Origin of the sequence: Enterobacter cloacae complex sp. IR5418, assembly GCF_049238105.1 — a bacterium.
Lineage (GTDB): Bacteria > Pseudomonadota > Gammaproteobacteria > Enterobacterales > Enterobacteriaceae > Enterobacter > Enterobacter hormaechei.
Map to the genome: position 1 here is coordinate 44,221 of NZ_JBMKHS010000013.1, position 21,093 is coordinate 65,313.

The 21,093-nt window shown below is 54.6% G+C and carries 23 protein-coding genes; 2 read left to right on the top strand and 21 right to left on the bottom strand.

Going from position 1 to position 21,093, the window contains the following annotated elements; translation table 11 throughout:
• Positions 1 to 86: 86 nt before the first annotated feature.
• From ycfP to hinT, 6 genes are read right to left on the bottom strand one after another with little or no spacing between them, the layout of a single operon-like run.
• On the bottom strand, positions 87 to 629 hold the full coding sequence (gene ycfP / locus ACOTX7_RS12295; protein WP_006809239.1) for an alpha/beta hydrolase YcfP: 543 nt from the start codon (positions 627 to 629) through the stop codon (positions 87 to 89).
• A gap of 31 nt (positions 630 to 660) precedes the next feature.
• Entirely contained in the window at positions 661 to 1,686 is a 1,026-nt protein-coding gene (gene nagZ, locus ACOTX7_RS12300) for a beta-N-acetylhexosaminidase (RefSeq protein ID WP_221255802.1), read from the bottom strand.
• A gap of 11 nt (positions 1,687 to 1,697) precedes the next feature.
• On the bottom strand, positions 1,698 to 2,522 hold the full coding sequence (gene thiK, locus ACOTX7_RS12305) for a thiamine kinase (protein WP_221255801.1): 825 nt from the start codon (positions 2,520 to 2,522) through the stop codon (positions 1,698 to 1,700).
• Entirely contained in the window at positions 2,503 to 3,147 is a 645-nt protein-coding gene (gene lpoB, locus ACOTX7_RS12310) for a penicillin-binding protein activator LpoB (protein WP_221257229.1), read from the bottom strand. Before lpoB ends, thiK begins: the two co-directional genes overlap by 20 nt.
• 13 nt (positions 3,148 to 3,160) lie before the next feature.
• A complete protein-coding gene (locus ACOTX7_RS12315) occupies positions 3,161 to 3,535 on the bottom strand; it encodes a YcfL family protein (RefSeq protein WP_006809242.1) in 375 nt (124 codons plus the stop codon).
• Position 3,536: 1 nt separating this feature from the next.
• Complete coding sequence (hinT, locus tag ACOTX7_RS12320) at positions 3,537 to 3,896, bottom strand: purine nucleoside phosphoramidase (protein ID WP_006809243.1); 360 nt, start codon at positions 3,894 to 3,896, stop codon at positions 3,537 to 3,539.
• A gap of 353 nt (positions 3,897 to 4,249) precedes the next feature.
• Between hinT and fhuE the strand changes: the two genes are divergently transcribed.
• Positions 4,250 to 6,439 carry a ferric-rhodotorulic acid/ferric-coprogen receptor FhuE gene (fhuE, locus tag ACOTX7_RS12325; protein ID WP_221257228.1) on the top strand — a complete coding sequence of 730 codons (2,190 nt, stop codon included), beginning with the start codon at positions 4,250 to 4,252 and terminating at the stop codon, positions 6,437 to 6,439.
• 141 nt (positions 6,440 to 6,580) lie between these two features.
• Here fhuE and ptsG read toward each other — a convergent pair whose 3' ends face one another.
• The 14 genes from ptsG to yceD all read right to left on the bottom strand — a co-directional run bounded on the left by ptsG (position 6,581) and on the right by yceD (position 18,907).
• Positions 6,581 to 8,014, bottom strand: a complete 1,434-nt coding sequence (gene ptsG / locus ACOTX7_RS12330) for a PTS glucose transporter subunit IIBC (protein WP_006809245.1) — start codon at positions 8,012 to 8,014, stop codon at positions 6,581 to 6,583.
• A gap of 297 nt (positions 8,015 to 8,311) precedes the next feature.
• Positions 8,312 to 9,106 (bottom strand): metal-dependent hydrolase, encoded by a 795-nt coding sequence (locus ACOTX7_RS12335; protein WP_006809246.1) that lies wholly within the window; start codon positions 9,104 to 9,106, stop codon positions 8,312 to 8,314.
• 10 nt (positions 9,107 to 9,116) lie between these two features.
• Positions 9,117 to 10,121: a DNA polymerase III subunit delta' gene (gene holB, locus ACOTX7_RS12340; RefSeq protein ID WP_221255800.1), complete on the bottom strand. Its 1,005-nt coding sequence runs from the start codon at positions 10,119 to 10,121 to the stop codon at positions 9,117 to 9,119.
• A complete protein-coding gene (gene tmk / locus ACOTX7_RS12345) occupies positions 10,118 to 10,759 on the bottom strand; it encodes a dTMP kinase (RefSeq protein WP_221255799.1) in 642 nt (213 codons plus the stop codon). Before tmk ends, holB begins: the two co-directional genes overlap by 4 nt.
• A complete protein-coding gene (gene yceG, locus ACOTX7_RS12350; protein ID WP_047353541.1) occupies positions 10,749 to 11,771 on the bottom strand; it encodes a cell division protein YceG in 1,023 nt (340 codons plus the stop codon). The genes tmk and yceG overlap by 11 nt, the downstream gene beginning before the upstream one ends.
• 2 nt (positions 11,772 to 11,773) lie before the next feature.
• Positions 11,774 to 12,583, bottom strand: coding sequence for an aminodeoxychorismate lyase (gene pabC / locus ACOTX7_RS12355; RefSeq protein WP_221255798.1), 810 nt, complete (start codon positions 12,581 to 12,583; stop codon positions 11,774 to 11,776).
• Positions 12,584 to 12,703: 120 nt separating this feature from the next.
• Positions 12,704 to 13,945 carry a beta-ketoacyl-ACP synthase II gene (gene fabF / locus ACOTX7_RS12360; protein ID WP_003857950.1) on the bottom strand — a complete coding sequence of 414 codons (1,242 nt, stop codon included), beginning with the start codon at positions 13,943 to 13,945 and terminating at the stop codon, positions 12,704 to 12,706.
• 91 nt (positions 13,946 to 14,036) lie between these two features.
• Positions 14,037 to 14,273 carry an acyl carrier protein gene (acpP, locus tag ACOTX7_RS12365; RefSeq protein ID WP_003857954.1) on the bottom strand — a complete coding sequence of 79 codons (237 nt, stop codon included), beginning with the start codon at positions 14,271 to 14,273 and terminating at the stop codon, positions 14,037 to 14,039.
• 154 nt (positions 14,274 to 14,427) lie between these two features.
• Positions 14,428 to 15,162: a 3-oxoacyl-ACP reductase FabG gene (gene fabG / locus ACOTX7_RS12370; protein WP_006809251.1), complete on the bottom strand. Its 735-nt coding sequence runs from the start codon at positions 15,160 to 15,162 to the stop codon at positions 14,428 to 14,430.
• 12 nt (positions 15,163 to 15,174) lie between these two features.
• Positions 15,175 to 16,104 (bottom strand): ACP S-malonyltransferase, encoded by a 930-nt coding sequence (fabD, locus tag ACOTX7_RS12375; RefSeq protein ID WP_006809252.1) that lies wholly within the window; start codon positions 16,102 to 16,104, stop codon positions 15,175 to 15,177.
• 15 nt (positions 16,105 to 16,119) lie between these two features.
• Positions 16,120 to 17,073, bottom strand: coding sequence for a beta-ketoacyl-ACP synthase III (locus tag ACOTX7_RS12380; RefSeq protein ID WP_003857960.1), 954 nt, complete (start codon positions 17,071 to 17,073; stop codon positions 16,120 to 16,122).
• Between the two features lie 6 nt (positions 17,074 to 17,079).
• The gene (plsX, locus tag ACOTX7_RS12385; RefSeq protein ID WP_017693638.1) at positions 17,080 to 18,114 is read right to left on the bottom strand and encodes a phosphate acyltransferase PlsX; all 1,035 of its coding nucleotides are present in this window, start codon (positions 18,112 to 18,114) and stop codon (positions 17,080 to 17,082) included.
• A gap of 81 nt (positions 18,115 to 18,195) precedes the next feature.
• Complete coding sequence (gene rpmF / locus ACOTX7_RS12390) at positions 18,196 to 18,369, bottom strand: 50S ribosomal protein L32 (protein WP_003857964.1); 174 nt, start codon at positions 18,367 to 18,369, stop codon at positions 18,196 to 18,198.
• Positions 18,370 to 18,385: 16 nt separating this feature from the next.
• Positions 18,386 to 18,907: a 23S rRNA accumulation protein YceD gene (gene yceD, locus ACOTX7_RS12395; protein ID WP_003857966.1), complete on the bottom strand. Its 522-nt coding sequence runs from the start codon at positions 18,905 to 18,907 to the stop codon at positions 18,386 to 18,388.
• Between the two features lie 140 nt (positions 18,908 to 19,047).
• On the opposite strand from yceD, the gene ACOTX7_RS12400 reads away from it, so the two are divergent.
• Entirely contained in the window at positions 19,048 to 19,632 is a 585-nt protein-coding gene (locus ACOTX7_RS12400) for a Maf family protein (protein WP_221813562.1), read from the top strand.
• A gap of 49 nt (positions 19,633 to 19,681) precedes the next feature.
• Here ACOTX7_RS12400 and rluC read toward each other — a convergent pair whose 3' ends face one another.
• The gene (gene rluC, locus ACOTX7_RS12405; protein WP_003857970.1) at positions 19,682 to 20,629 is read right to left on the bottom strand and encodes a 23S rRNA pseudouridine(955/2504/2580) synthase RluC; all 948 of its coding nucleotides are present in this window, start codon (positions 20,627 to 20,629) and stop codon (positions 19,682 to 19,684) included.
• Positions 20,630 to 21,093: the final 464 nt, after the last annotated feature.

Sequence of the window (21,093 nt, forward strand, 5' to 3'; positions counted from 1 at the left end):
TTTTGATGGTTTAAAAGTAGACAAGTCTGACAAAAAAGAGGCCCGGCACGCTTTCACGTACCGGGCCTTTGTCAGGTTCAGGGAGGTCAGCCCAGCGTTTTGAAGGCTTTAATGCGCTGCAAATGCGGCGAAATGTTTTTGAATTTGTGGGTCTGCTCTTCGTCCCAGACAATTTCGTAGTAATGATGCAGAAGCTCGGCGGCGCGGGAGCTGTTCAGCGCCTCATCGTTGCGGGAGAGGATCACCAGGCACCGGTCGCGGTTCTTTTCACGGAAATTGCTCACGCATTTGGTTGCGATATCGGCGTACTCTTCCGGACGGTCAATCTTGCCTTCCATGTTTTCGTTTGGAAACAGGTTAGGGTTAAAAATGACCTGACGGATATCGCACAAAAAACCGATACGCTCTGCCCAGTATCCCCCCAACCCCACGCCGCAGATTAGCGGGCGATCGTCGATATTGAGCTGCAACATTTTGTCCACTTCTTTCAGCAGATGTTGCATGTCATGCTTCGGATGACGTGTGCTGTAACTGATCAGCCGGACATCCGGATCGATAAACTGCAATTGCAGCACTTTCTCATGATTACCAGGACTGTTTGAGTCAAAACCGTGTAAATAGATGATCATCGTCTCACCACGCTACGCCTTCCGGGATGAATTAAAGGGCTGCTTTATGTGCTTGCCAGCGCTCGTTCAGGGCTTCAAGCCGGGCGTTTACTGTTTTCCAGCGCGCCGAGTCCATCAGCTCCTGACGACTAAATGAACCTTTATGATACAATTGTGTAACACGTTCAGCATTGATCGGCGACAGGTTATCCAGCACGCTCACCGCCCCTTTACGATTATTGCAGACGAGGATCATATCGCAACCCGCATCGAGAGATGCCTGCCCACGTTCAGCATAGCTGCCCATGATCGCCGCCCCTTCCATGGATAAATCGTCAGAGAAAATCACGCCATTGAAGCCTAACTCCTGACGCAGCACGGTTTTCAGCCAGTGCGGAGAACCGCTGGCCGGACGCGGATCGACCTCACTGTAGATGACGTGCGCTGGCATGATGGCATCCAGCTTGTTATCGGAAATCAGCGAGCGGAAAACAGACATGTCTTTCGCGCGAATGTCGGCTTCCGGGCGCGGGTCATGCGGAGTTTCTTTATGGGAATCCGCCGTTACCGCCCCGTGGCCCGGGAAATGTTTGCCGGTGGTTTTCATGCCCGCATCGTGCATACCGTCGATGAAGCGCGTCGCCATGGCCAGCGCGATACGCGGATTTTCATGATACGAACGCTCACCAATTGCCGCACTAATGTGTCCTACGTCCAGCACCGGGGCGAAGCTGATGTCGATATCCATGGCGATCATCTCGCTGGCCATCAGCCAGCCAGCGTCCTGCGCCAGTTGACCGCCCTCTTCGGTCCCCAGCAGCGCAGCAAAAGATTGCGCGGCGGGTAAACGGGTAAAGCCTTCGCGGAAACGCTGCACGCGTCCCCCTTCCTGGTCTACGGCCACCACCAGGTGATTGCGTGACGCCGCGCGGATCTGGCGAACCAGCTCACGTAACTGCTCCGGATCATGATAATTGCGGGTGAAAAGTATCAGCCCCCCGACCAGCGGGTGCGCCAGAATTTCGCGCTCTTCCGCATCCAGCTCAAACCCTTCAACATCCAACATTACTGGACCCACACCAACCTCTCTTATCCTTTCGTTTGTAACTGACGCCAGGCATCATTTGCCAGCGCAATAAATTGTTTGTCACGTGTCTGCTGAAGGCGCATTTCAAACCATCCCGCCATCAGCATCAGCACCCACGGACGCCACCGCGCGACCTGCCGCGCAAGGGTGAGCGCATTGAAGTTGGCGTTTCGGGCATAGGCGATCACAAGCTGCTCGCGCGAGGCCTCATCTGGCATCCAGACCGCAGCGAGTTCGAGCGCCACGTCACCGTCCCCGACATACTCCCAGTCGATAAGTTTCTCGCCCGCCGTGGTATGAACGATATTCCCCGCGTGGACATCCATATGCAGCGGCGCCAGGCGTAACGCCTGCGGCTCGCCCGCTCTGCGCAGCCGCTTAAGCTGCGCCAGCCAGTAAGGAGTGCGTCGTTCAGGCGCAGCCTGCTGCCAGTAGCGTTCCAGCAAGGGGAGCAACATTACCCGCCAGCCCAGACGCGGCTGGCGATGCAGATGATACAGCATGGCTGCCAGCGTGGGCGTATCGGGTAGCTCGCTTTTGATCTCACCCGCAATAAACTGCACCGCCATCCAGTCTCTGATAAAAAGATGCGGTTGCGGTGCAAGGTCGGCGGGCAGGCGCTTCAGGGCGCGGAACTGGCGACGAAAATGGGAGGCAGGCGCGGCGGCATCGTGATGCTGGCGTAAAACCAGCCGATGGTCGCCACGCTCAATAATGCAACTCGCGCCGCCAAGCCCGGCGGGGGCTTGCGGCGCGATAACACGGTACTGAGGGAAATAGCGCGTCAGGACATCATGACGCGTGCGCTTATTGTTGCGTAACGACACCTTTACCTGACCAGATAATTTCGCCGGTCTGCACCAGCATTAACTGCATCTGCAACGACGGCGTGTTCACGTTGCCTGTCGCGTTAGAATAAAGGACATACTGCGCGCCTACGTTGCGGGCAATACCGATCGCTTTACTGCGGGAACCCAGGCTGTCCTGAGGCGACAGGCCAAGCTGCTGCTTAGCCACCGCGAGCTGCTGGGCTGAGACCAGCGTAAATTTACCGTTATTCGCCAGCGCGTTACGCAGGGTTTCCGTCGCTTCTCCCGCATTCAGGGAACCATTTGTACGGTTGTTCACGCTGTCCACCAGCAACACGCTGCCAGGCGTAACGCCCTGCGCCTGCAACATTTTGCCTACCATCGGCTGCATTGCACCGTTCCAGTCATAGTGACGTACTCGCGGCGCAGGCTGTGCGGTGTCGTCCGGATGTTCGATCGGACCAGGCTGTGCCGGGATGGTCGGTACAGACGGCACGGTTGGAACAGGTTGCGCTGGGGTTGTTGGCTGTTCCGTTCCCGGCTTCGCCTGATCTACCGGTGCAGGTTCTTCCGTTCGCGTCACACAACCCGCCAGAAAGAGTGCAAAGGCACTCAGGAGCGCATAACGGCTCATTGTTTTAATCAAGGTTCACTCCTTACAAATAAAGATAAAGTCTCACCTTATGTGCACCCAGATAGCTGGCGCTGCCGTAAAGCGTAACCGACGATCTTGCCGGGATCGTCACGCTGCGCGGCGCCTCAAGCGGGTGCATCTCAAGACCTCTCACGTCATACCAGTAGAAGCGATAATGCACCGTCACTGGCTCTTGCCTTTCGTTATAGAGCGTAGAGGAGGCAGAAGACTGAATTTCGCTTATGGTCAGCGAAGGCTTCTCCGCCGTGATGCCCGCAGCAAGTACTGAGGACTCCATCACCAGCGTCTGTTCCTCACTGACCGGGATGGCGGGACGCGCGCTGCACCCAACCATGACCAGCGTTACGATCAGCGCTGCAATACGCCCAATAAACATATTAAAGACCTTTATGTGCCAGCATCGGTCCCAGTGGACGTCCACCCAGCAGATGCATATGAATATGATAGACTTCCTGCCCGCCATGGCGATTACAGTTCATGATCAGACGGTATCCGTCTTCAGCAATCCCTTCCTGCTCGGCGATTTTCGCGGCCACCGTAAGCATACGACCTAGCGCCACTTCATGCTCGGTTTTAACGTCATTGACGGTCGGGATCAGAATATTGGGAATAATAAGAATGTGCGTCGGCGCCTGGGGAGAAATGTCGCGGAAAGCCGTGACCAGTTCATCCTGATAGACAATATCCGACGGAATTTCGCGGCGGATAATTTTACTGAAAATCGTTTCTTCAGCCATGACCTTTTCCTTTTAAGTTTAATCTGGCGTCGTGCGTCCGTTGTTAACACACATTGACTGTTTTACTGTGTGACACAAGACAAGAGTATGAGCGAGTTTCTCCTGTCCTTTCAACCTTCTCCCGTGATTTCTTTCCTGATTGGCCCCCATCTGGCTGAAGAGGCATCGCTTTAGGACATTTCTTTTCTGAAACCTGATTTCAGTTCATCCCGAAACATCTGTTTACAGCGTTAATCACAATGCGTATATTTCGCATTTGCATTTTCATGCGCATTTTTAACATAGAAAACGACTTCAGCCCGTGCTAGCGGGACTGTCGCGAACTACCTTCACCATTCACTAAGGGTTTGATGATGTCTTTCATTAATCACACCAGGGATGGGCAACGTCAGCCTGCCGCAACACCTTCGTTGCTGGCCGCCTGCATTGCTATGGCATTGACGCAAACCACCGCTTTCGCTGCCTCTACAACCGAAGATACCGTTGTCGTTGATGGCGGTTTTGACAACACACAGGATCTGTCTGCCAGCCAGGACCAGGATTACAGCGTAAAAACCACCACCACCGGCACTAAACTGCTGCTGGTCCCTCGCGATATTCCGCAGTCCGTCAGCGTTATCAGCCAGCAGCGTATGGCTGACCAGAATCTGCAATCCATCGGACAGGTGCTGACGAACACCACGGGCATTACGGCGCAGGTGCAGGACAGCGACCGTACCGTGTTCTACTCACGTGGGTTTTTCGTCAGCAACTACGCCTACGACGACCTGCCGACGTCTATCAGTGAAGTGTGGAACTTTGGTGATACCGCCGCCGATACCGCGATTTATGACCGCATCGAAGTAGTCCGCGGTGCCACTGGCCTGATGTCCGGCACGGGCAACCCGGCGGCATACGTTAATATGGTGCGTAAGCATGCGGACAGCCCGGAATTTAAAGGTAACGTCTCCGCCAGCTACGGCAGCTGGGACAAGCAGCGCTACGTGCTGGATCTCCAGGCGCCGCTGGTTGAGTCAGGTAAGGTACGGGGCCGTCTGATCACCGGTTATCAGGACAACGACAGCTTCGTGGATAACTACCACTACCGGAAAAAATTCCTCTACGGTGTGATGGACGCGGATGTCACCGACAGCACGACCCTCTCGGTAGGGTATGAGTATCAGGAAAGCCATACCGCCGACCCGACATGGGGCGGACTGCCGACCTGGTACAGCGACGGAAGTAAGACCCACTACAATCGCAGCCAGACCGTCGCACCTGACTGGGCTTATTCAGATAAAGACAGCACCCGCATCTTCGCAAACCTGACTCAGCGTTTCGATAATGGCTGGGAAGCGCACATCAACGGCATGCATGCTGAAACCAAGTTCGACTCCAAACTGATGTATATGTCCGGCTATCCGGATAAAGAGACCGGCGCGGGCCTGGTGGGTTATGGCGGCTGGAACCGCGGGGAACGTAAACAGGATGCGGTTGACGCCTTCCTGCGTGGCGGCTTCGATCTCTTTGGCCGTCAGCACGAAATGATGTTCGGCGGCAGCTTCAGCCGTCAGCGTAACCATTACGACAATACCATGCCGGATGCGGTATACGGCATGGTTGATGTCGGCAACTTTAAGAACTGGAACGGGAACATTGCCGATCCGCAGTGGACGCCGTGGAAACTCTACAGCAAGGATGATATTCGTCAGTCTTCAGCCTATTCTTCTGCGCGTTTCTCGCTGGCCGATCCGCTGCACCTGATCCTGGGCGCGCGCTACACCCAATACAACATTCGCTATAACCCGGCAGGATCGCCGAATACCCGTCTGGAAAGCACTAAAGATGACGTCACGCCGTACGCTGGCCTGGTGTATGACATCAATGAGGACTGGTCGACCTACGTCAGCTATACCTCCATCTTCCAGCCGCAGGATAAGCGCGATGCCAGCGGACGTTATCTCGACCCGACCACGGGCAAAAGCTACGAAGCCGGGGTGAAGGCAGACTGGTTTAATACCCGCCTCACTACCTCGCTGGCAATTTTCCGCATTGAGCAGGATAACGTCGCCAGCAACACCTATACCTACATGCCGAGCGGTGAATCGATCTATGAATCGCTGGACGGCGTGGTCAGCAAAGGGGTTGAGTTTGAGCTAAACGGTGCGCTTACCGATAACTGGCAACTGACCTTCGGCGCGACGCGTTACATTGCAGAAGATAAGAATGGCAACGCCGTCAGCTCCGATCAGCCGCGCACGACCATGAAGCTGTTCACCCGTTATCAATTGCCAATGCTGCCGGAACTGACCGTGGGTGGTGGCGTCAACTGGCAGAATAAAGTGTGGACGGACGTGGAAGGCGGCCCGGCAGGACGCTCCCGCGCAGAGCAAGGCAGCTATGGGCTGGTGAATCTGTTCAGCCGTTATCAGGTCACCAAAGACTTTGCTGTTCAGGCTAACGTCAACAACCTGTTCGATAAAGAGTATTACGACTACGTTGGATCTTATGTGGTGTATGGCGCGCCGCTGAACGTTTCGGTGAGCGCAAGCTACGATTTCTGAGTGACAGAAGCCCGGTGGCGCTGCGCTTACCGGGCCTACCCATCACGTAGGCCGGGTAAGGCGCAGCCGCCACCCGGCACCACAAACCGCAGTAATAAAAAAGGCAGCCATTCGGCTGCCTTAGTCTCCCCAGGTCACAGCTTAGTTGTTGCGGATGTACTCATCCATTTCGGTTTTCAGGTTATCGGATTTCGTACCGAAGATTGCCTGAACACCAGAACCTGCAACAACGACGCCCGCTGCGCCCAGTTTTTTCAGACCCGGCTGGTCTACTTTCGCCACGTCGGCAACGCTCACACGCAGACGAGTGATACACGCGTCCAGGTTAGTGATGTTTTCTTTACCGCCGAAGGCAGCGACCAGAGCAGGTGCCATTTCGCTGGTCACACCGGCTTTGCTGTCTTCAGTTGCATCTTCACGACCCGGAGTTTTCAGGTCCAGTGCTTTGATCAGCACGCGGAAGACGGTGTAGTACACCACTGCGTAGCCCGCACCCACGATTGGGAACAGCCACAGCTTGCTGCTGTTACCGGACAGAACGATGAAGTCGATCAGGCCGTGAGAGAAGGACGTACCGTCACGCATACCCAGCAGAATACAGATTGGGAATGCCAGACCTGCCAGTACCGCATGGATGATGTACAGGATCGGCGCAACGAACATGAAGGAGAACTCGATCGGCTCGGTGATACCGGTCAGGAACGAGGTCAGCGCTGCGGAGATCATGATACCGCCCACTTTTGCACGGTTCTCTGGTTTAGCAGAGTGCCAGATAGCAATTGCAGCGGCTGGCAGACCGTACATTTTGAACAGGAAGCCACCAGACAGTTTACCTGCCGTTGGGTCGCCTGCCATGTAGCGAGGAATATCACCGTGGAACACCTGACCTGCTGCGTTGGTGTATTCACCAATCTGCATCTGGAATGGAACGTTCCAGATGTGGTGCAGACCAAATGGTACCAGGCAGCGCTCAATGAAGCCGTAGATACCGAACGCCACAACCGGGTTCTGGTAAGCTGCCCACTGAGAGAAGGTCTGGATTGCCGTACCGATTGGTGGCCAGATGAAGGACAGGACTACACCGGTGAAAATCGCGGCCAGACCAGAAATGATCGGCACAAAACGTTTACCCGCGAAGAAGCCCAGATACTCAGGCAGCTTGATGCGATAAAAGCGGTTAAACATGTACGCTGCAATCGCACCGGAGATAATACCACCGAGAACACCGGTGTCCGCCAGGTGCTTAGCGGCAATCTCTTCAGCAGGTAAATGCAGTACCAGTGGCGCAACCACAGCCATGGTTTTCACCATGATGCCGTAAGCAACAACGGACGCCAGAGCGGATACACCGTCGTTATTGGTGAAGCCCAGAGCAACACCGATAGCGAAGATCAGCGGCATGTTAGCAAAAACAGAACCGCCTGCTTCGGCCATCACGTGGGAAACTACGGCTGGCAGCCAGCTGAAGTTTGCAGAACCGACACCCAGCAGGATACCTGCGATAGGCAGTACGGATACTGGCAGCATCAGCGATTTACCGACCTTTTGCAGGTTAGCAAATGCATTCTTAAACATAATTGAGAGTGCTCCTGAGTATTTGTGCTTTTTTTACGCTTTCACGCATTGGCCCGGGGGGAGTACCGCGCCGTGGACAGGACATCTAAGCGCCCTTTATTTATTACACAGAGTAAAATAATTCCCTCTGAGTTTGTTTGACGGCTATCACGTTTCAGTTCAAGACGGTCAAAAAACTTGCAGATATTTACATAAAGCATGTCTGGATGTGTCTAAAAACGCCATCACCGCCCCAAATGAGGCGGTGAACTTTACTCGTTTTACTTATTAATTACGAGCCTAAAAATAACAGGTGTATCAGACAGATTGCAGGCGGGCGGGGTCGATATGGAACAGGCTGGCGAAGTTTTCCGTCGTCACGCGAGCCAGCTCTTCAATACTGACACCTTTCAGAACGGCCATATACTCAGCGACATCCCGGGTCATCGCTGGCTGGTTCTCTTTACCACGATGAGGCACCGGCGCCAGGTACGGGGAATCGGTTTCCACCAGAATACGATCCAGCGGAACATAACGCGCCGCATCACGCAGTTGCTCAGCATTGCGGAACGTGACGATCCCCGAAAACGAGATATAAAAGCCTAAATCAAGCAGCTTACCCGCCGTTTCTCTGTCTTCTGTGAAACAGTGTAGTACGCCACCGCAATCCGTCACCTTTTCTTCCCGCAGGATCGCCAGCGTGTCGGCGCGTGCATCGCGGGTATGAACGATAACCGGCTTATTCAGTTCACGACCAATACGGATGTGGTTGCGGAAGGATTCCTGCTGGCGAGGTTTTGTTTCCGGGGTGTAGAAATAGTCGAGACCGGTTTCACCCATCGCCACAACGCCCTCTTCTGCGGCAAGGCGCCGTAAGTCCTCAACGTCATACTCCTCGTCCTGATTCAGCGGATGTACGCCACAGGAGAAAACGACATTATCGCGCTCGCCAACCAGTTCACGCATGGAGCGATAACCCGGCAGCGTGGTCGCCACAGCCAGGCAAAATTTCACATCACGCGCGGCGGCTTTCGCCAGCACGTCGTCCACATTTTTATGCAGGGATTGATAATCCAGGCCATCAAGATGGCAGTGTGAGTCGACTAAAAACATAATGTCTCTCTCAGAGGTGGGAAACCGGTGGTATTACACCCGGTTGCAGGTAGTGTTCGATACGCAGTAACTGGTCGGTCAGTAAAAGCTCACGATTAAGACCGGTCACTGTCAAAAGTTGTTCACGACTCTGGCAGATATCATGAAGGATAGCGAGCAGCGACTGCCCTGACAGGCAATTCGCCAGCGTGGTGACCAGCGTCCACACGTCAGGGTTAGTCAGAAGGGTAGCCCCTTGCTGGATCTTGAGCGCATCCAGCAGCAGCGCAGCCAGCCAGTGGAGCCGTTCCGCAGCCTGATCGCTGTTCAGCGCTGGCATTACGCTAAGCCAGTCGTGGCTGTCGAGGGCGGATTCAACCGCACGACAAAGCGTTTCACGCTGGGACCACACCTCCGGCTGCAATAAGGCCAGCGCAGCCGCAGGCGCGCCGCTGCACAGGCGTAACGCCGAGCGCGCCGCATCTTGTGACACCGTCACTTCTCGCTCAAGCCAGGCGAGCGCCCAGGACTCCTGAGGTACAGCGAGGTGGTGAAGACGGCAGCGACTGCGTAGCGTCGCCAGCAAGCGTTCCGGCTCACGGCAGGAGAGGAAAAACCAGGTATTCTCTGGCGGCTCTTCCAGGGTTTTTAACAGGGCGTTGGCGGCCGCTTCCGTGAGCAGCGCGGCGTCTTTCAGCCACACCACTTTCGCCCCGCCCAGACGCGCATATTCGTACAGTTTCTCACTAACCTCACGCACCGCGTCAATACCGAGCGTATTTTTGCCCTTCTCCGGTTCGAGGGTGTAATAGTCAGGATGCGTACCCGCCTGCATGAGCTGGCAACCCCGGCACTTACCGCAGCTTTTATGCCCTTCCGGCTGCTGGCACATCAGAAAGCGGGTGATGGCGTAAATCAGCGCATCATCCCCCATTCCCGGCAGCGCCTGGATCAGTAACGCATGATGCCCCCGACCAACCTGATAGCTGCCGATCAGCTGTTCAAAGTGTGGGCGCAACCATGGATACCATTTCATGCCTGCTGCTCCTGTAGCCACTGCGTAACGGTTTGCTGAATATCACGCGTAACGTCTTCCAGGGATTGCGTCGCATCGATGGTACGAATGGTATCGTCCTGCCCGGCCAGTTCCAGGTACCGCGCGCGGGTGCGGTTAAAGAAGTCGAAAGACTCCTGTTCAATGCGATCCAGTTCGCCGCGGGCCCGGGCGCGCTTCAGGCCCACCTCAGGCGTTACGTCCAGATACAGCGTCAGGTCAGGACGGAAATCGCCCAGAACCGCGTCGCGAAGCGTAGCCAGCATGGTCTGATCGATACCCCGGCCACCGCCCTGATACGCCTGGGTTGAGAGATCGTGACGATCGCCAATCACCCATTTCCCTTCTGCCAGAGCGGGCGCGATCACCGTCTCTACCAGCTGAACGCGCGCCGCATAGAACATCAGCACTTCCGCTTTGTCGGTAATAACTTCATCGCCAACGGATTTGATATCCAGAACCAGGCTGCGCAGTTTTTCCGCCAGCTGCGTACCGCCCGGCTCGCGGGTGAAGACCATGTCGGCGACGCCAAGCGATTTCAGCGTATCAACCACCACGTTACGGGCGGTGGTTTTGCCCGCCCCTTCGAGTCCCTCAATGACAATGTATTTACTGCGCATTTTTTTCCTTAAGTGCCTTCAGATAGTCCTGAACGGAGCGATTGTGGCTGGCCAGGTTGGTATTAAACGTGTGCCCCCCTTTTCCGTCAGCCACAAAATAGAGATACGGCGTTTTGGCCGGGTGCGCGGCGGCCTTCAACGATGCTTCACTCGGCGTCGCAATCGGTCCAGGCGGCAAGCCGCTAATCACGTAGGTATTATACGCCGTTGGCGTCTCCAGATCTTTTCTGGAGATCCTGCCGTTGTAGTTTTCGCCCATGCCATAGATGACGGTAGGATCGGTTTGCAAACGCATGCCGATGCGCAGACGGTTTATAAACACCGAAGCAACCTGGTCACGTTCGGCAGCAACGGCCGTCTCTTTCTCGATGATCGAGGCCATCGTCATGAACTGGTTCTGATCTTTATACGGCAGGCCATCCGCTCGCCCTTTCCAGGCAGCTTCTACCGCCGCGACCATTTTGTTGTGCGCGCGCTTCAGAATGGCCACATCCGTCGTACCTGCCGTATACATCCACGTATCGGGCCAGAACCAGCCTTCAACCCACTCGGGATGTTCGAATTTTAAGGCGTCTGCCACGGTCTGGTAGCGATCATCTTTCAGCGTATGCTTGATGTACGGCGCGTCACGCAACTGCCGGAGATAATCGCTCAGACGCATACCTTCCACAAAACGCAGCGGGAACTGGGCTTCTTTACCACTTTCCAGCAGTTGCAGCATCTCGCGCACGGTCATGCCAGGGGTAAAGCGATAGGTGCCCGCCTTGAAGTGGGACAGTTCCGGCTCAATACGCAGCAGCCACTGGAAAACGCGTGGGCGGTTAATAATTTTGTCGCCATACAGCTGCTGACCAAGCGCCTGCCGCCCGGTCCCCGCTTTCAGGGTAAAAATCGTCTCGTCTTTAATCAGGATTTTACTGTCCGCCAGTTGGCGAACTTTCCATACTCCCGCTCCGCCAGCGATACCCAACGCAACAATAAGGAGAAGGACAAAGCGCAACATTTTCTTCATGACTATCTGGTTTGCTCACATATCGGGGCTAAAAACTGGAACAGCTCGCGGGATGACCAGCACTTGTGGCCATAAGCGCGAACGGGCACAACGGGCATCAGCGCATTGCAGATAACGACTTCATCAGCGACCATCAGCGCCTCTTCCTTTGCGTTGACTTCGACAACGCGAAAGCCTGCGCGTGCCAGCTGTTGCAAACAAAACTGCCGCATAATGCCGTTGACTCCGGCCTGCTCCAGCGAAGGCGTGAACACGTCACTGCCCTTCCGCCAGAGTAAATTAGCCGCACAGCATTCCGTAATGTACCCTTCGCTGTCAAGAACCAGCGCCTCCCCGGCCTCCGTCTGCTCAAGATGAGTACGAATAAGCACCTGTTCAAGGCGGTTAAGATGTTTTATGCCAGCGAGCATCGGGTTTCGCCCCAGACGTACCGGGCTAAGCGCCAGGACTACGCCCTCTTCACGCCAGCGCGCGTAATGGGAAGGGTAATCAGAAACGGAAAGGATCCGCGTGGGACGCAGGCAGGCAGAGCCGCTATAGCCCCGGCCACCGCTGCCGCGGCTGATGATGACTTTCAAAACACCGCATGCTTTGCCTGACGCCAGCTGCCGCATTTCACTTTCAAGGGTGTCCCACTGCGAGAAGGGGATCAGTAATGTCTCGCAGGCTTTTCGTAAACGAAGGATATGGGCATCAGGCAGGCATATGTCACCGTTGAGAATACGCGCAGTGGTGAAACAGCCATCGCCAAACTGGGTCGCCCTGTCGCTTGCTGGCAGCGTTTCTTGCTCAAGGCCATTAATTAAAAACATGGTGGCTCCTTATGCGTGGTGGCTCAGTCTGGCAGGATGTGGATAGCCGGACAAGGGGATTTCACCTAATAAAAAAGGCCCGGCAAGCGGACCTTTTTTATCGTCAGCGACTAATCAGACTCAGACCTTTTTGAAGATCAGAGAACCGTTTGTGCCACCGAAGCCGAAGGAGTTACACAGGGTGTACTCCATACCGCTAACCTGACGCGCTTCGTGAGGTACGAAGTCCAGATCGCAACCTTCATCCGGGTTATCCAGGTTGATGGTTGGCGGTACAGCCTGATCGCGCAGCGCGAGAATAGAGTAGATTGACTCTACTGCCCCCGCAGCACCCAGCAGGTGACCGGTCATGGATTTCGTGGAGCTAACCAGTACACGGCTGGCAGATTCGCCGAAGATAGACTTCACCGCCTGCGCTTCTGCTTTATCGCCTGCTGGCGTAGAAGTGCCGTGCGCGTTAACGTAGCCAATCTGTGCCGGCGTAATGCCCGCATCACGGATGGCGTTTTCCATCGCCAGCGCAGCACCCGCGCCGTTCTCTGGAGGAGACGTCATGTGATAAGCATCGCTGCTCATGCCAAAGCCAACAACTTCAGCATAAATTTTCGCGCCACGTTTTTTCGCGTGTTCGTACTCTTCCAGTACGATCATGCCTGCACCGTCACCCAGCACGAAACCGTCACGGTCTTTATCCCACGGACGGCTCGCCGCCTGAGGATTATCGTTTCGGGTAGAGAGCGCACGCGCTGCACCGAAGCCACCGACGCCCAGTGGGGTACTGGCTTTTTCAGCGCCGCCCGCAACCATAGCATCTGCATCGCCGTACGCGATGATACGCGCGGCCTGGCCGATGTTATGCACGCCAGACGTACAAGCTGTCGCGATTGAGATGCTTGGGCCACGCAGGCCGAACATAATGGTCAGGTGACCTGCCACCATGTTGACAATGGTAGACGGAACGAAGAACGGGCTGATTTTACGCGGGCCACCATTCATCAGAGATGTATGGTTTTCTTCAATCAGACCAAGACCGCCAATCCCGGAGCCGATAGCGGCGCCGATACGGGTCGCGTTCTCTTCCGTAATCTCAAGGCCAGAATCCTGCATGGCCTGAACGCCAGCGACAATTCCATATTGAATGAAGGCATCCATCTTGCGCTGTTCTTTGCGCGAGATGATCTCTTCACAGTTAAAATCCTTTACTAAGCCAGCAAATTTCGTTGCATAGGCGCTAGTATCGAAATGGTCGATTAGGCTGATGCCGCTCTGACCGGCAAGGAGAGCTTTCCAGGTGGACTCTACGGTATTGCCGACAGGAGACAACATGCCAAGTCCGGTCACAACTACACGACGCTTAGACACGTTTGTCCTCCAGGGAGGGATAAAAAAAGAGATTCGTGGGACGACAAAAGATAAAACTCAGGCGGTCGAATGACCGCCTGGAGATGTTCACTTACGCCTGGTGACCGTTGATGTAATCAATGGCAGCCTGAACGGTGGTGATTTTCTCAGCTTCTTCGTCCGGAATCTCAGTATCAAACTCTTCTTCCAGAGCCATTACCAGCTCAACGGTGTCAAGAGAATCTGCGCCCAGGTCTTCAACAAAGGAAGCGGAGTTCACAACTTCTTCCTGCTTAACGCCCAGCTGTTCGCCGATAATTTTCTTAACGCGTTCTTCGATAGTGCTCATACTCTTAAATTTCCTATCAAAACTCGCTTTCGCGATGGTTTTCGTAGTGTATAAAATGTTGAAAAATTTGCAACTAAATCCCGGCAGGTCTTACCACGATTTTACGTTATTTTGAGGCCATTTGCCCAAATAACGCAAATATTTTCGATCGTGATTAAACCATGTACATCCCGCCGTTGACGTGGAGGGTTTCACCAGTGATGTAACCCGCTTCGTCAGAGGCTAAAAATGCAACCGCGCTGGCGATTTCTTTAGGGTCGCCAAGACGACCCGCTGGAACTGCCGCCAGCGTACCCGCACGCTGATCATCGGTCAGCGCACGCGTCATGTCCGTTTCAATAAAGCCCGGAGCAACAACGTTTACAGTAATTCCGCGGGACGCGACTTCACGCGCCAGCGACTTACTGAAACCGATCAGACCTGCTTTCGCCGCAGCGTAGTTAGCCTGACCAGCATTTCCCATGGTACCAACCACAGAACCTACAGTGATAATACGACCATGACGCTTTTTCATCATAGCGCGCATTACCGCTTTTGACAGACGGAATACAGATGACAGGTTGGTTTCGATAATATCGTTCCACTCGTCGTCTTTCATTCGCATCAGCAGGTTGTCGCGAGTGATCCCGGCATTATTGACCAGAATATCCACTTCGCCAAACTCTGCGCGAATATTTTCCAGAACAGATTCGATAGATGCTGGTTCAGTCACATTCAGTACCAGACCTTTACCGTTCGCACCCAGATAGTCGCTGATGGCCTGTGCGCCATTCTCGCTGGTCGCAGTCCCGATCACCGTCGCGCCGCGCGCAACCAGTGTTTCAGCAATAGCGCGCCCGATACCGCGGCTAGCGCCGGTCACCAGGGCAATTTTTCCTTCAAAACTCATGGTATTCCTCTTTTATTGCGAGAGTGCCGCTTTCATTGCTTCCGGCTCGTTAATCGCCGAGGCAGTCAGGGTGTCTACAATACGTTTTGTCAGGCCAGTAAGGACCTTACCAGGGCCGACTTCATACAGGTGTTCAACGCCCTGAGACGCCATAAACTCAACGGTTTTGGTCCACTGCACCGGGCTGTAAAGCTGGCGAACCAGCGCGTTACGGATAGCGTCGGGTGCGGTTTCGCACTTCACATCGACGTTATTCACAACGGAAATCGTCGGTGCGTTAAAGGTCATTTTTTCCAGCTCAACCGCCAGCTTATCGGCAGCGGGCTTCATCAGCGCACAGTGGGATGGCACGCTCACCGGCAGTGGCAGTGCACGTTTTGCACCCGCAGCTTTGCAGGCAGCACCAGCACGCTCAACCGCTTCTTTATGACCCGCGATAACCACCTGGCCTGGCGAGTTAAAGTTTACCGGAGAAACGACCTGACCTTCAGCAGATTCTTCACAGGCTTTAGCGATAGCAGCATCATCCAGACCAATAATGGCAGACATGCCGCCCGTGCCTTCTGGCACCGCTTCCTGCATGAATTTACCACGCAATTCAACCAGACGTACCGCGTCAGCGAAGGCAATCACGCCTGCGCAGACCAGCGCAGAGTATTCACCCAGGCTATGACCCGCCATCAGCGCTGGCGCTTTGCCGCCCTGCTGCTGCCATACGCGCCACAATGCGACGGAGGCTGCCAGCAGCGCCGGTTGGGTCTGCCAGGTTTTGTTCAGCTCTTCAGCGGGGCCCTGTTGGGTAAGCGCCCACAGATCATAACCCAGCGCATCAGAAGCTTCACGGAAAGTCTCTTCAATTACCGGATAGTTTGCTGCCATTTCAGACAACATCCCAACGGTTTGCGAGCCCTGTCCCGGGAACACAAAAGCAAATTGCGTCATTTTTTAATCCTTATCCTAGAAACGAACCAGCGCGGAACCCCAGGTGAACCCGCCACCAAAGGCTTCAAGCAAGACCAGTTGGCCCCGTTTAATTCGTCCATCGCGTACCGCTTCGTCAAATGCGCACGGTACCGATGCCGCAGAGGTGTTGCCGTGGCGATCAAGCGTCACCACAACGTTATCCATAGACATACCCAGCTTCTTCGCCGTCGCGCTGATAATACGCAGGTTAGCCTGATGCGGCACCAGCCAGTCGAGCGCAGCGCGATCCAGATTGTTCGCTTCCAGCGTCTCATCAACGATGTGAGCGAGTTCAGTCACGGCGACTTTGAACACCTCGTTACCCGCCATCGTCAGGTAGATCGAACTGTCCGGATTAACGCGATCGGCGTTAGGCAGCGTTAACAGCTCGCCATAGCGACCGTCAGCATGCAGATGCGTGGAGATGATACCCGGCTCTTCGGACTGTCCCAGCAGCACCGCGCCCGCACCATCGCCAAAAATAATGATCGTGCCGCGATCGGTTGGATCGCAGGTACGCGCCAGCACGTCAGCCCCGATCACCAGCGCATATTTTACGGCGCCCGATTTTACGTACTGATCGGCGATGCTCAACGCATAGGTGAAGCCCGCGCATGCAGCAGCAACGTCAAATGCCGGGCAGCCTTTGATGCCGAGCATGTTCTGTACCTGGCACGCTGCGCTTGGGAAGGCATGCGTGGCTGAGGTGGTTGCCACCACGATAAGCCCGATCTGTTCTTTATCAATGCCCGCCATCTCAAGCGCACGCTGAGCGGCTTCGTAGCCCATGGTGGACACGGTTTCGTCTGGCGCGGCGATACGACGTTCACGGATACCTGTGCGCGTGACAATCCACTCGTCAGACGTATCTACCATTTTTTCAAGATCGGCGTTGGTACGCACTTGTTTTGGCAGGTAGCTGCCGGTACCTAAAATCTTCGTATACATGTACGCTCAGTCACTTTTAGCTAATACAGATCCCAGGCGAGCGGCAATCCTCTGAGGGACTTGTCGCTGCACCGCCTGCACTGCCTGTTCAATCGCGACGGTAAATGCTCGCTGATTGGCGGCGCCATGACTCTTAATCACGATGCCGCGCAATCCTAACAGACAGGCGCCATTATACTGGTCGGGGTTGAGGTGACTGAATCGCCGCGTCAGGCTTTTTTGTAACCAACGCTTTAATAAAATCAGCCACCAGGACCTTTTTTTACCCTCCCCCTGCGATTTCAGCAGAGAAAGGAACATTCTTACGACCCCTTCCATGGTCTTCAACGTTACGTTTCCGGTGAAGCCATCACACACTAATACATCCGTTTTGCCCGTCAGCAACTCATTGGCTTCGAGATAACCAATATAGTTGATGGAGGGGACCTGTTTGAGTATTTCCGCAGCGTCGCGAATACTGTCCAGGCCTTTGGTCTCTTCTTCACCAATATTCAATAACGCAACGCGGGGATTGTTAATCCCGACCACGTCTTCTGCCAGCACTGACCCCATAACGGCAAACTGAGCCAGCATTGTACTGTCACAATCCACGTTAGCGCCCAGGTCGAGCACCACCGTTTTGCCCTTCTGCTGGTGCGGCAACACCGTCACCAGCGCCGGACGCTCAATGCCCTCAATCGGCTTGAGCAATAATTTCGACAGCCCCATCAGCGCGCCAGTATTTCCCGCGCTGACGCAAGCCTGGGCGCGCCCCTCTTTCACCAGCTCCAGCGCCATTCGCATAGAGCTGCCGCGGCTATTACGAATAGCCTGCGATGGCCGGGCATCACTGGCAATAACTGACTGCGCAGGAATAATCTGCAGACGCGAACGTTGTTCAAAGTCAGCTTTTGCAAGTAATGGCGTGATTGTGTCGGGATTACCGACTAAAAGAAGTGTGAGTTGCGAATTAGAATTCAGTGCCTGCAATGCTGCAGGCACTGTCACGGTAGGGCCGAAATCTCCCCCCATGACATCTAACGCCAGGGTTAGACGTGTCAAGGTATCGTCGCAGCCTGGTTCGGTAAACTCCCCGTTTGCACGGGGAAGTTCCTCACTAAGCCTAATCACGCTGACGCGTGATTACTTAGTGATAACCTTGCGGCCGCGGTAGAAACCGTCAGCGGTGATGTGGTGACGCAGGTGTTTCTCACCAGAAGTCTTGTCTACAGACAGGCTGGTAACTGCGGTCAGCGCGTCATGGGAACGACGCATGCCACGTTTGGAACGGGTTGGTTTATTCTGTTGTACGGCCATGGACCTTACTCCTCAATTACTTACGCTTTAAGCTGGCTAATACGGCAAATGGGTTTGGTTTTTGCGCTTCATCAGGCAGTTCCCCAAAGACCATGTCCGCCTCGGACACTTCACAGTGTTCAGAATCATGCACCGGAACGACTGGCAGGGAGAGGATGACTTCATCTTCAACCAGCGCCAGAAGATCGATTTCACCGAATTCGTTAACCTCAATCGGCTCATACGCTTCCGGGAGTGCTTCAGCCTGTTCGTCAGAACGAACCGGACTGAAACAATACGTTGTGTGAACATGCTGTACAAACGGTTTCCCGCAACGCTGACATTCGAGCGTTACCGTCACCTTTGCATCACCGGTTAACACGGCGAGGCGCTGGTTGTCGATAGCGAACGACATGGAGCATTCTACATCACTGTCCACACTGACTACAGATTCGGCAATACGCTCAGCCTGATCGGAAGAATAGATTCCTTCGTAATCGAGGCGTTTTTGAGCCGTACGAACCGGATCAAGAGTCAGGGGTAATTTTACCTTTTGCATAGGGCGCGCATATTAACTTTGTAACGTCATAGAGTCAAAGAAAAAGGCAACCAGAGCTGCCTTTTGCCAATTATTCGCACACATTGCGGCCTGTAGTTTAAAATGGCTGGCATCGATACGCTATATCTGGTGATAAAAATATGCCAAATCTCGTCCTTGCTTCCACTTCACCTTATCGCCGAATGCTGCTGGAAAAGCTCGGGATCCCGTTTGAATGCGCTGCGCCGGAAGTGGATGAGACACCACAGCCGGGCGAGTCACCGCGTCATCTGGTGGCCCGTCTCGCGAAAGAGAAAGCACAGTCGCTGGCCGTACGTTACCCCGCTCATCTGATTATAGGCTCCGATCAGGTTTGTGTGCTGGACGGCGAAATCACCGGCAAACCGCATACGGAAGAAAACGCCTGCCAGCAGCTTTTGCGTGCGCGAGGCAGTATCGTGACCTTTTATACGGGCCTGGCGCTTTATAATTCTGCCTCCGGTCATCTGCAAACCGAATGTGAACCGTTTGATGTCCACTTCCGCCATCTCAGCGAGCAGGAGATTCTGAATTACGTGCGCCGTGAACGTCCGCTGAACTGCGCAGGAAGCTTTAAAAGCGAAGGACTGGGGATTGCGCTGTTCGATAAGCTGGACGGTCGGGATCCGAACACGCTGGTGGGGTTGCCGCTGATTGCGCTGTGCCAGATGTTAAGGCGAGAAGAGTGTAATCCGCTGACGGCGTGAGCGTTGCGGCCTTCCTCCCTCACCCACAGGGAGAGGGAGGAAGGCAAAATCAGCCGCGCAAAACCTTCAGGCAGCGTTTCAACTGCTCATCCAGCGGCGCTTCAATACGGATCACTTCACCGGTATTAGGATGGGTAAACTTCAGTGCGGCCGCATGCAGGAACAGACGCGACAGCCCCGTGCCCGCCAGCTGCTTATCAAACTCACGGTCGCCATAGCGGTCATCAAACGCAATCGGATGGCCCGCAAACTGGGTATGGACGCGAATCTGGTGGGTACGCCCTGTCACTGGACTACAGCGCACCAGCGTGGCGAATTCGTAGCGCTCTTCGACTTTAAAGCGCGTCTCAGACGGTTTCCCTTCCTGATTAACACGAACAATGCGCTCGCCGCTTTGCAGAATATTTTTCAGCAGCGGGGCCTGCACCACTTTCACGTGGGACTGCCACTGACCGCGCACCAGCGCCAGATAATCTTTCTGCATCCCTTTTTCGCGCAGCTGTTCATGCAGGGAACGCAGCGCAGAACGTTTTTTCGCCACCAGCAGCACGCCAGAGGTATCACGGTCAAGACGGTGAACCAGTTCGAGGAAACGCGCTTCCGGGCGCAGGGCGCGTAAACCTTCAATCACACCGAAGCTCAGGCCGCTCCCCCCGTGCACCGCCGTTCCGGACGGTTTATTCAGCACCAGAATGTGGTCATCCTCATAAAGGATAACGTCGCTCAGGGCCGCAACTTTTTGCAGCTTCGGAGAAACGACCTCTTCTTCACGCTCTGCAACACGTACCGGCGGAATGCGGACTTCATCGCCCGCCTCGAGCTTATACTCGGGCTTCACGCGTTTTTTGTTCACCCGCACCTCGCCCTTACGCAAGATGCGATAAATCATACTTTTTGGCACGCCCTTAAGCTGGGTGCGCAAAAAATTATCGATACGTTGCCCCGCCTCATCGTCGGCGATGGCAACCATTTTTACGGCTGGAGTCTCTGTTTTCATGGTTGGCGATTCTAAATAGCGTCAGGCATTAGCGCCACTCATTTTTCTATGCTTATATTTACTTTTATCCGGACCACTCCCCTTTCGCGCAATCGATTTGGTGGTTATTAAACCAATCACCCCGTTGAAGTGAAGAAACTGTGAGTAACCGGGTGATAATTGGTAAAAGTCATCTTGCTATAACCCGGCGAGCAGTGGAATAATGAATCCGTTTTCCGCGTTAAATCCGGGTTTTGTAAGGATATCGACGGAATGACCAATTTTGTCTGACCGATCATCCACGCAGCAATGGCGTAAGACGTATTGATCTTTCAGGCAGTTAGCGGGCTGCGGGTTGCAGTACTTCCCGGTATAAGGATTGTTTTCTGGAGAGTTTTCCCAGGCAATTCCCCTGATAATTGCGCTGTGTTTCCGTATGAAATACAGGCAACCGACACTCTGCGCCTCTTAAGCGAGCGACAACC

Bases quoted from the DNA above. Each gene is read 5' to 3' on its own strand.
- ycfP (WP_006809239.1), bottom strand. From the start codon at position 629: ATGATCATCTATTTACACGGTTTTGACTCAAACAGTCCTGGTAATCAT.
- ACOTX7_RS12315 (WP_006809242.1), bottom strand. From the start codon at position 3,535: ATGTTTATTGGGCGTATTGCAGCGCTGATCGTAACGCTGGTCATGGTT.
- hinT (WP_006809243.1), bottom strand. From the start codon at position 3,896: ATGGCTGAAGAAACGATTTTCAGTAAAATTATCCGCCGCGAAATTCCG.
- fhuE (WP_221257228.1), top strand. From the start codon at position 4,250: ATGTCTTTCATTAATCACACCAGGGATGGGCAACGTCAGCCTGCCGCA.
- ptsG (WP_006809245.1), bottom strand. From the start codon at position 8,014: ATGTTTAAGAATGCATTTGCTAACCTGCAAAAGGTCGGTAAATCGCTG.
- ACOTX7_RS12335 (WP_006809246.1), bottom strand. From the start codon at position 9,106: ATGTTTTTAGTCGACTCACACTGCCATCTTGATGGCCTGGATTATCAA.
- holB (WP_221255800.1), bottom strand. From the start codon at position 10,121: ATGAAATGGTATCCATGGTTGCGCCCACACTTTGAACAGCTGATCGGC.
- tmk (WP_221255799.1), bottom strand. From the start codon at position 10,759: ATGCGCAGTAAATACATTGTCATTGAGGGACTCGAAGGGGCGGGCAAA.
- yceG (WP_047353541.1), bottom strand. From the start codon at position 11,771: ATGAAGAAAATGTTGCGCTTTGTCCTTCTCCTTATTGTTGCGTTGGGT.
- pabC (WP_221255798.1), bottom strand. From the start codon at position 12,583: ATGTTTTTAATTAATGGCCTTGAGCAAGAAACGCTGCCAGCAAGCGAC.
- acpP (WP_003857954.1), bottom strand. From the start codon at position 14,273: ATGAGCACTATCGAAGAACGCGTTAAGAAAATTATCGGCGAACAGCTG.
- fabG (WP_006809251.1), bottom strand. From the start codon at position 15,162: ATGAGTTTTGAAGGAAAAATTGCCCTGGTGACCGGCGCTAGCCGCGGT.
- fabD (WP_006809252.1), bottom strand. From the start codon at position 16,104: ATGACGCAATTTGCTTTTGTGTTCCCGGGACAGGGCTCGCAAACCGTT.
- ACOTX7_RS12380 (WP_003857960.1), bottom strand. From the start codon at position 17,073: ATGTATACGAAGATTTTAGGTACCGGCAGCTACCTGCCAAAACAAGTG.
- rpmF (WP_003857964.1), bottom strand. From the start codon at position 18,369: ATGGCCGTACAACAGAATAAACCAACCCGTTCCAAACGTGGCATGCGT.
- yceD (WP_003857966.1), bottom strand. From the start codon at position 18,907: ATGCAAAAGGTAAAATTACCCCTGACTCTTGATCCGGTTCGTACGGCT.
- ACOTX7_RS12400 (WP_221813562.1), top strand. From the start codon at position 19,048: ATGCCAAATCTCGTCCTTGCTTCCACTTCACCTTATCGCCGAATGCTG.
- rluC (WP_003857970.1), bottom strand. From the start codon at position 20,629: ATGAAAACAGAGACTCCAGCCGTAAAAATGGTTGCCATCGCCGACGAT.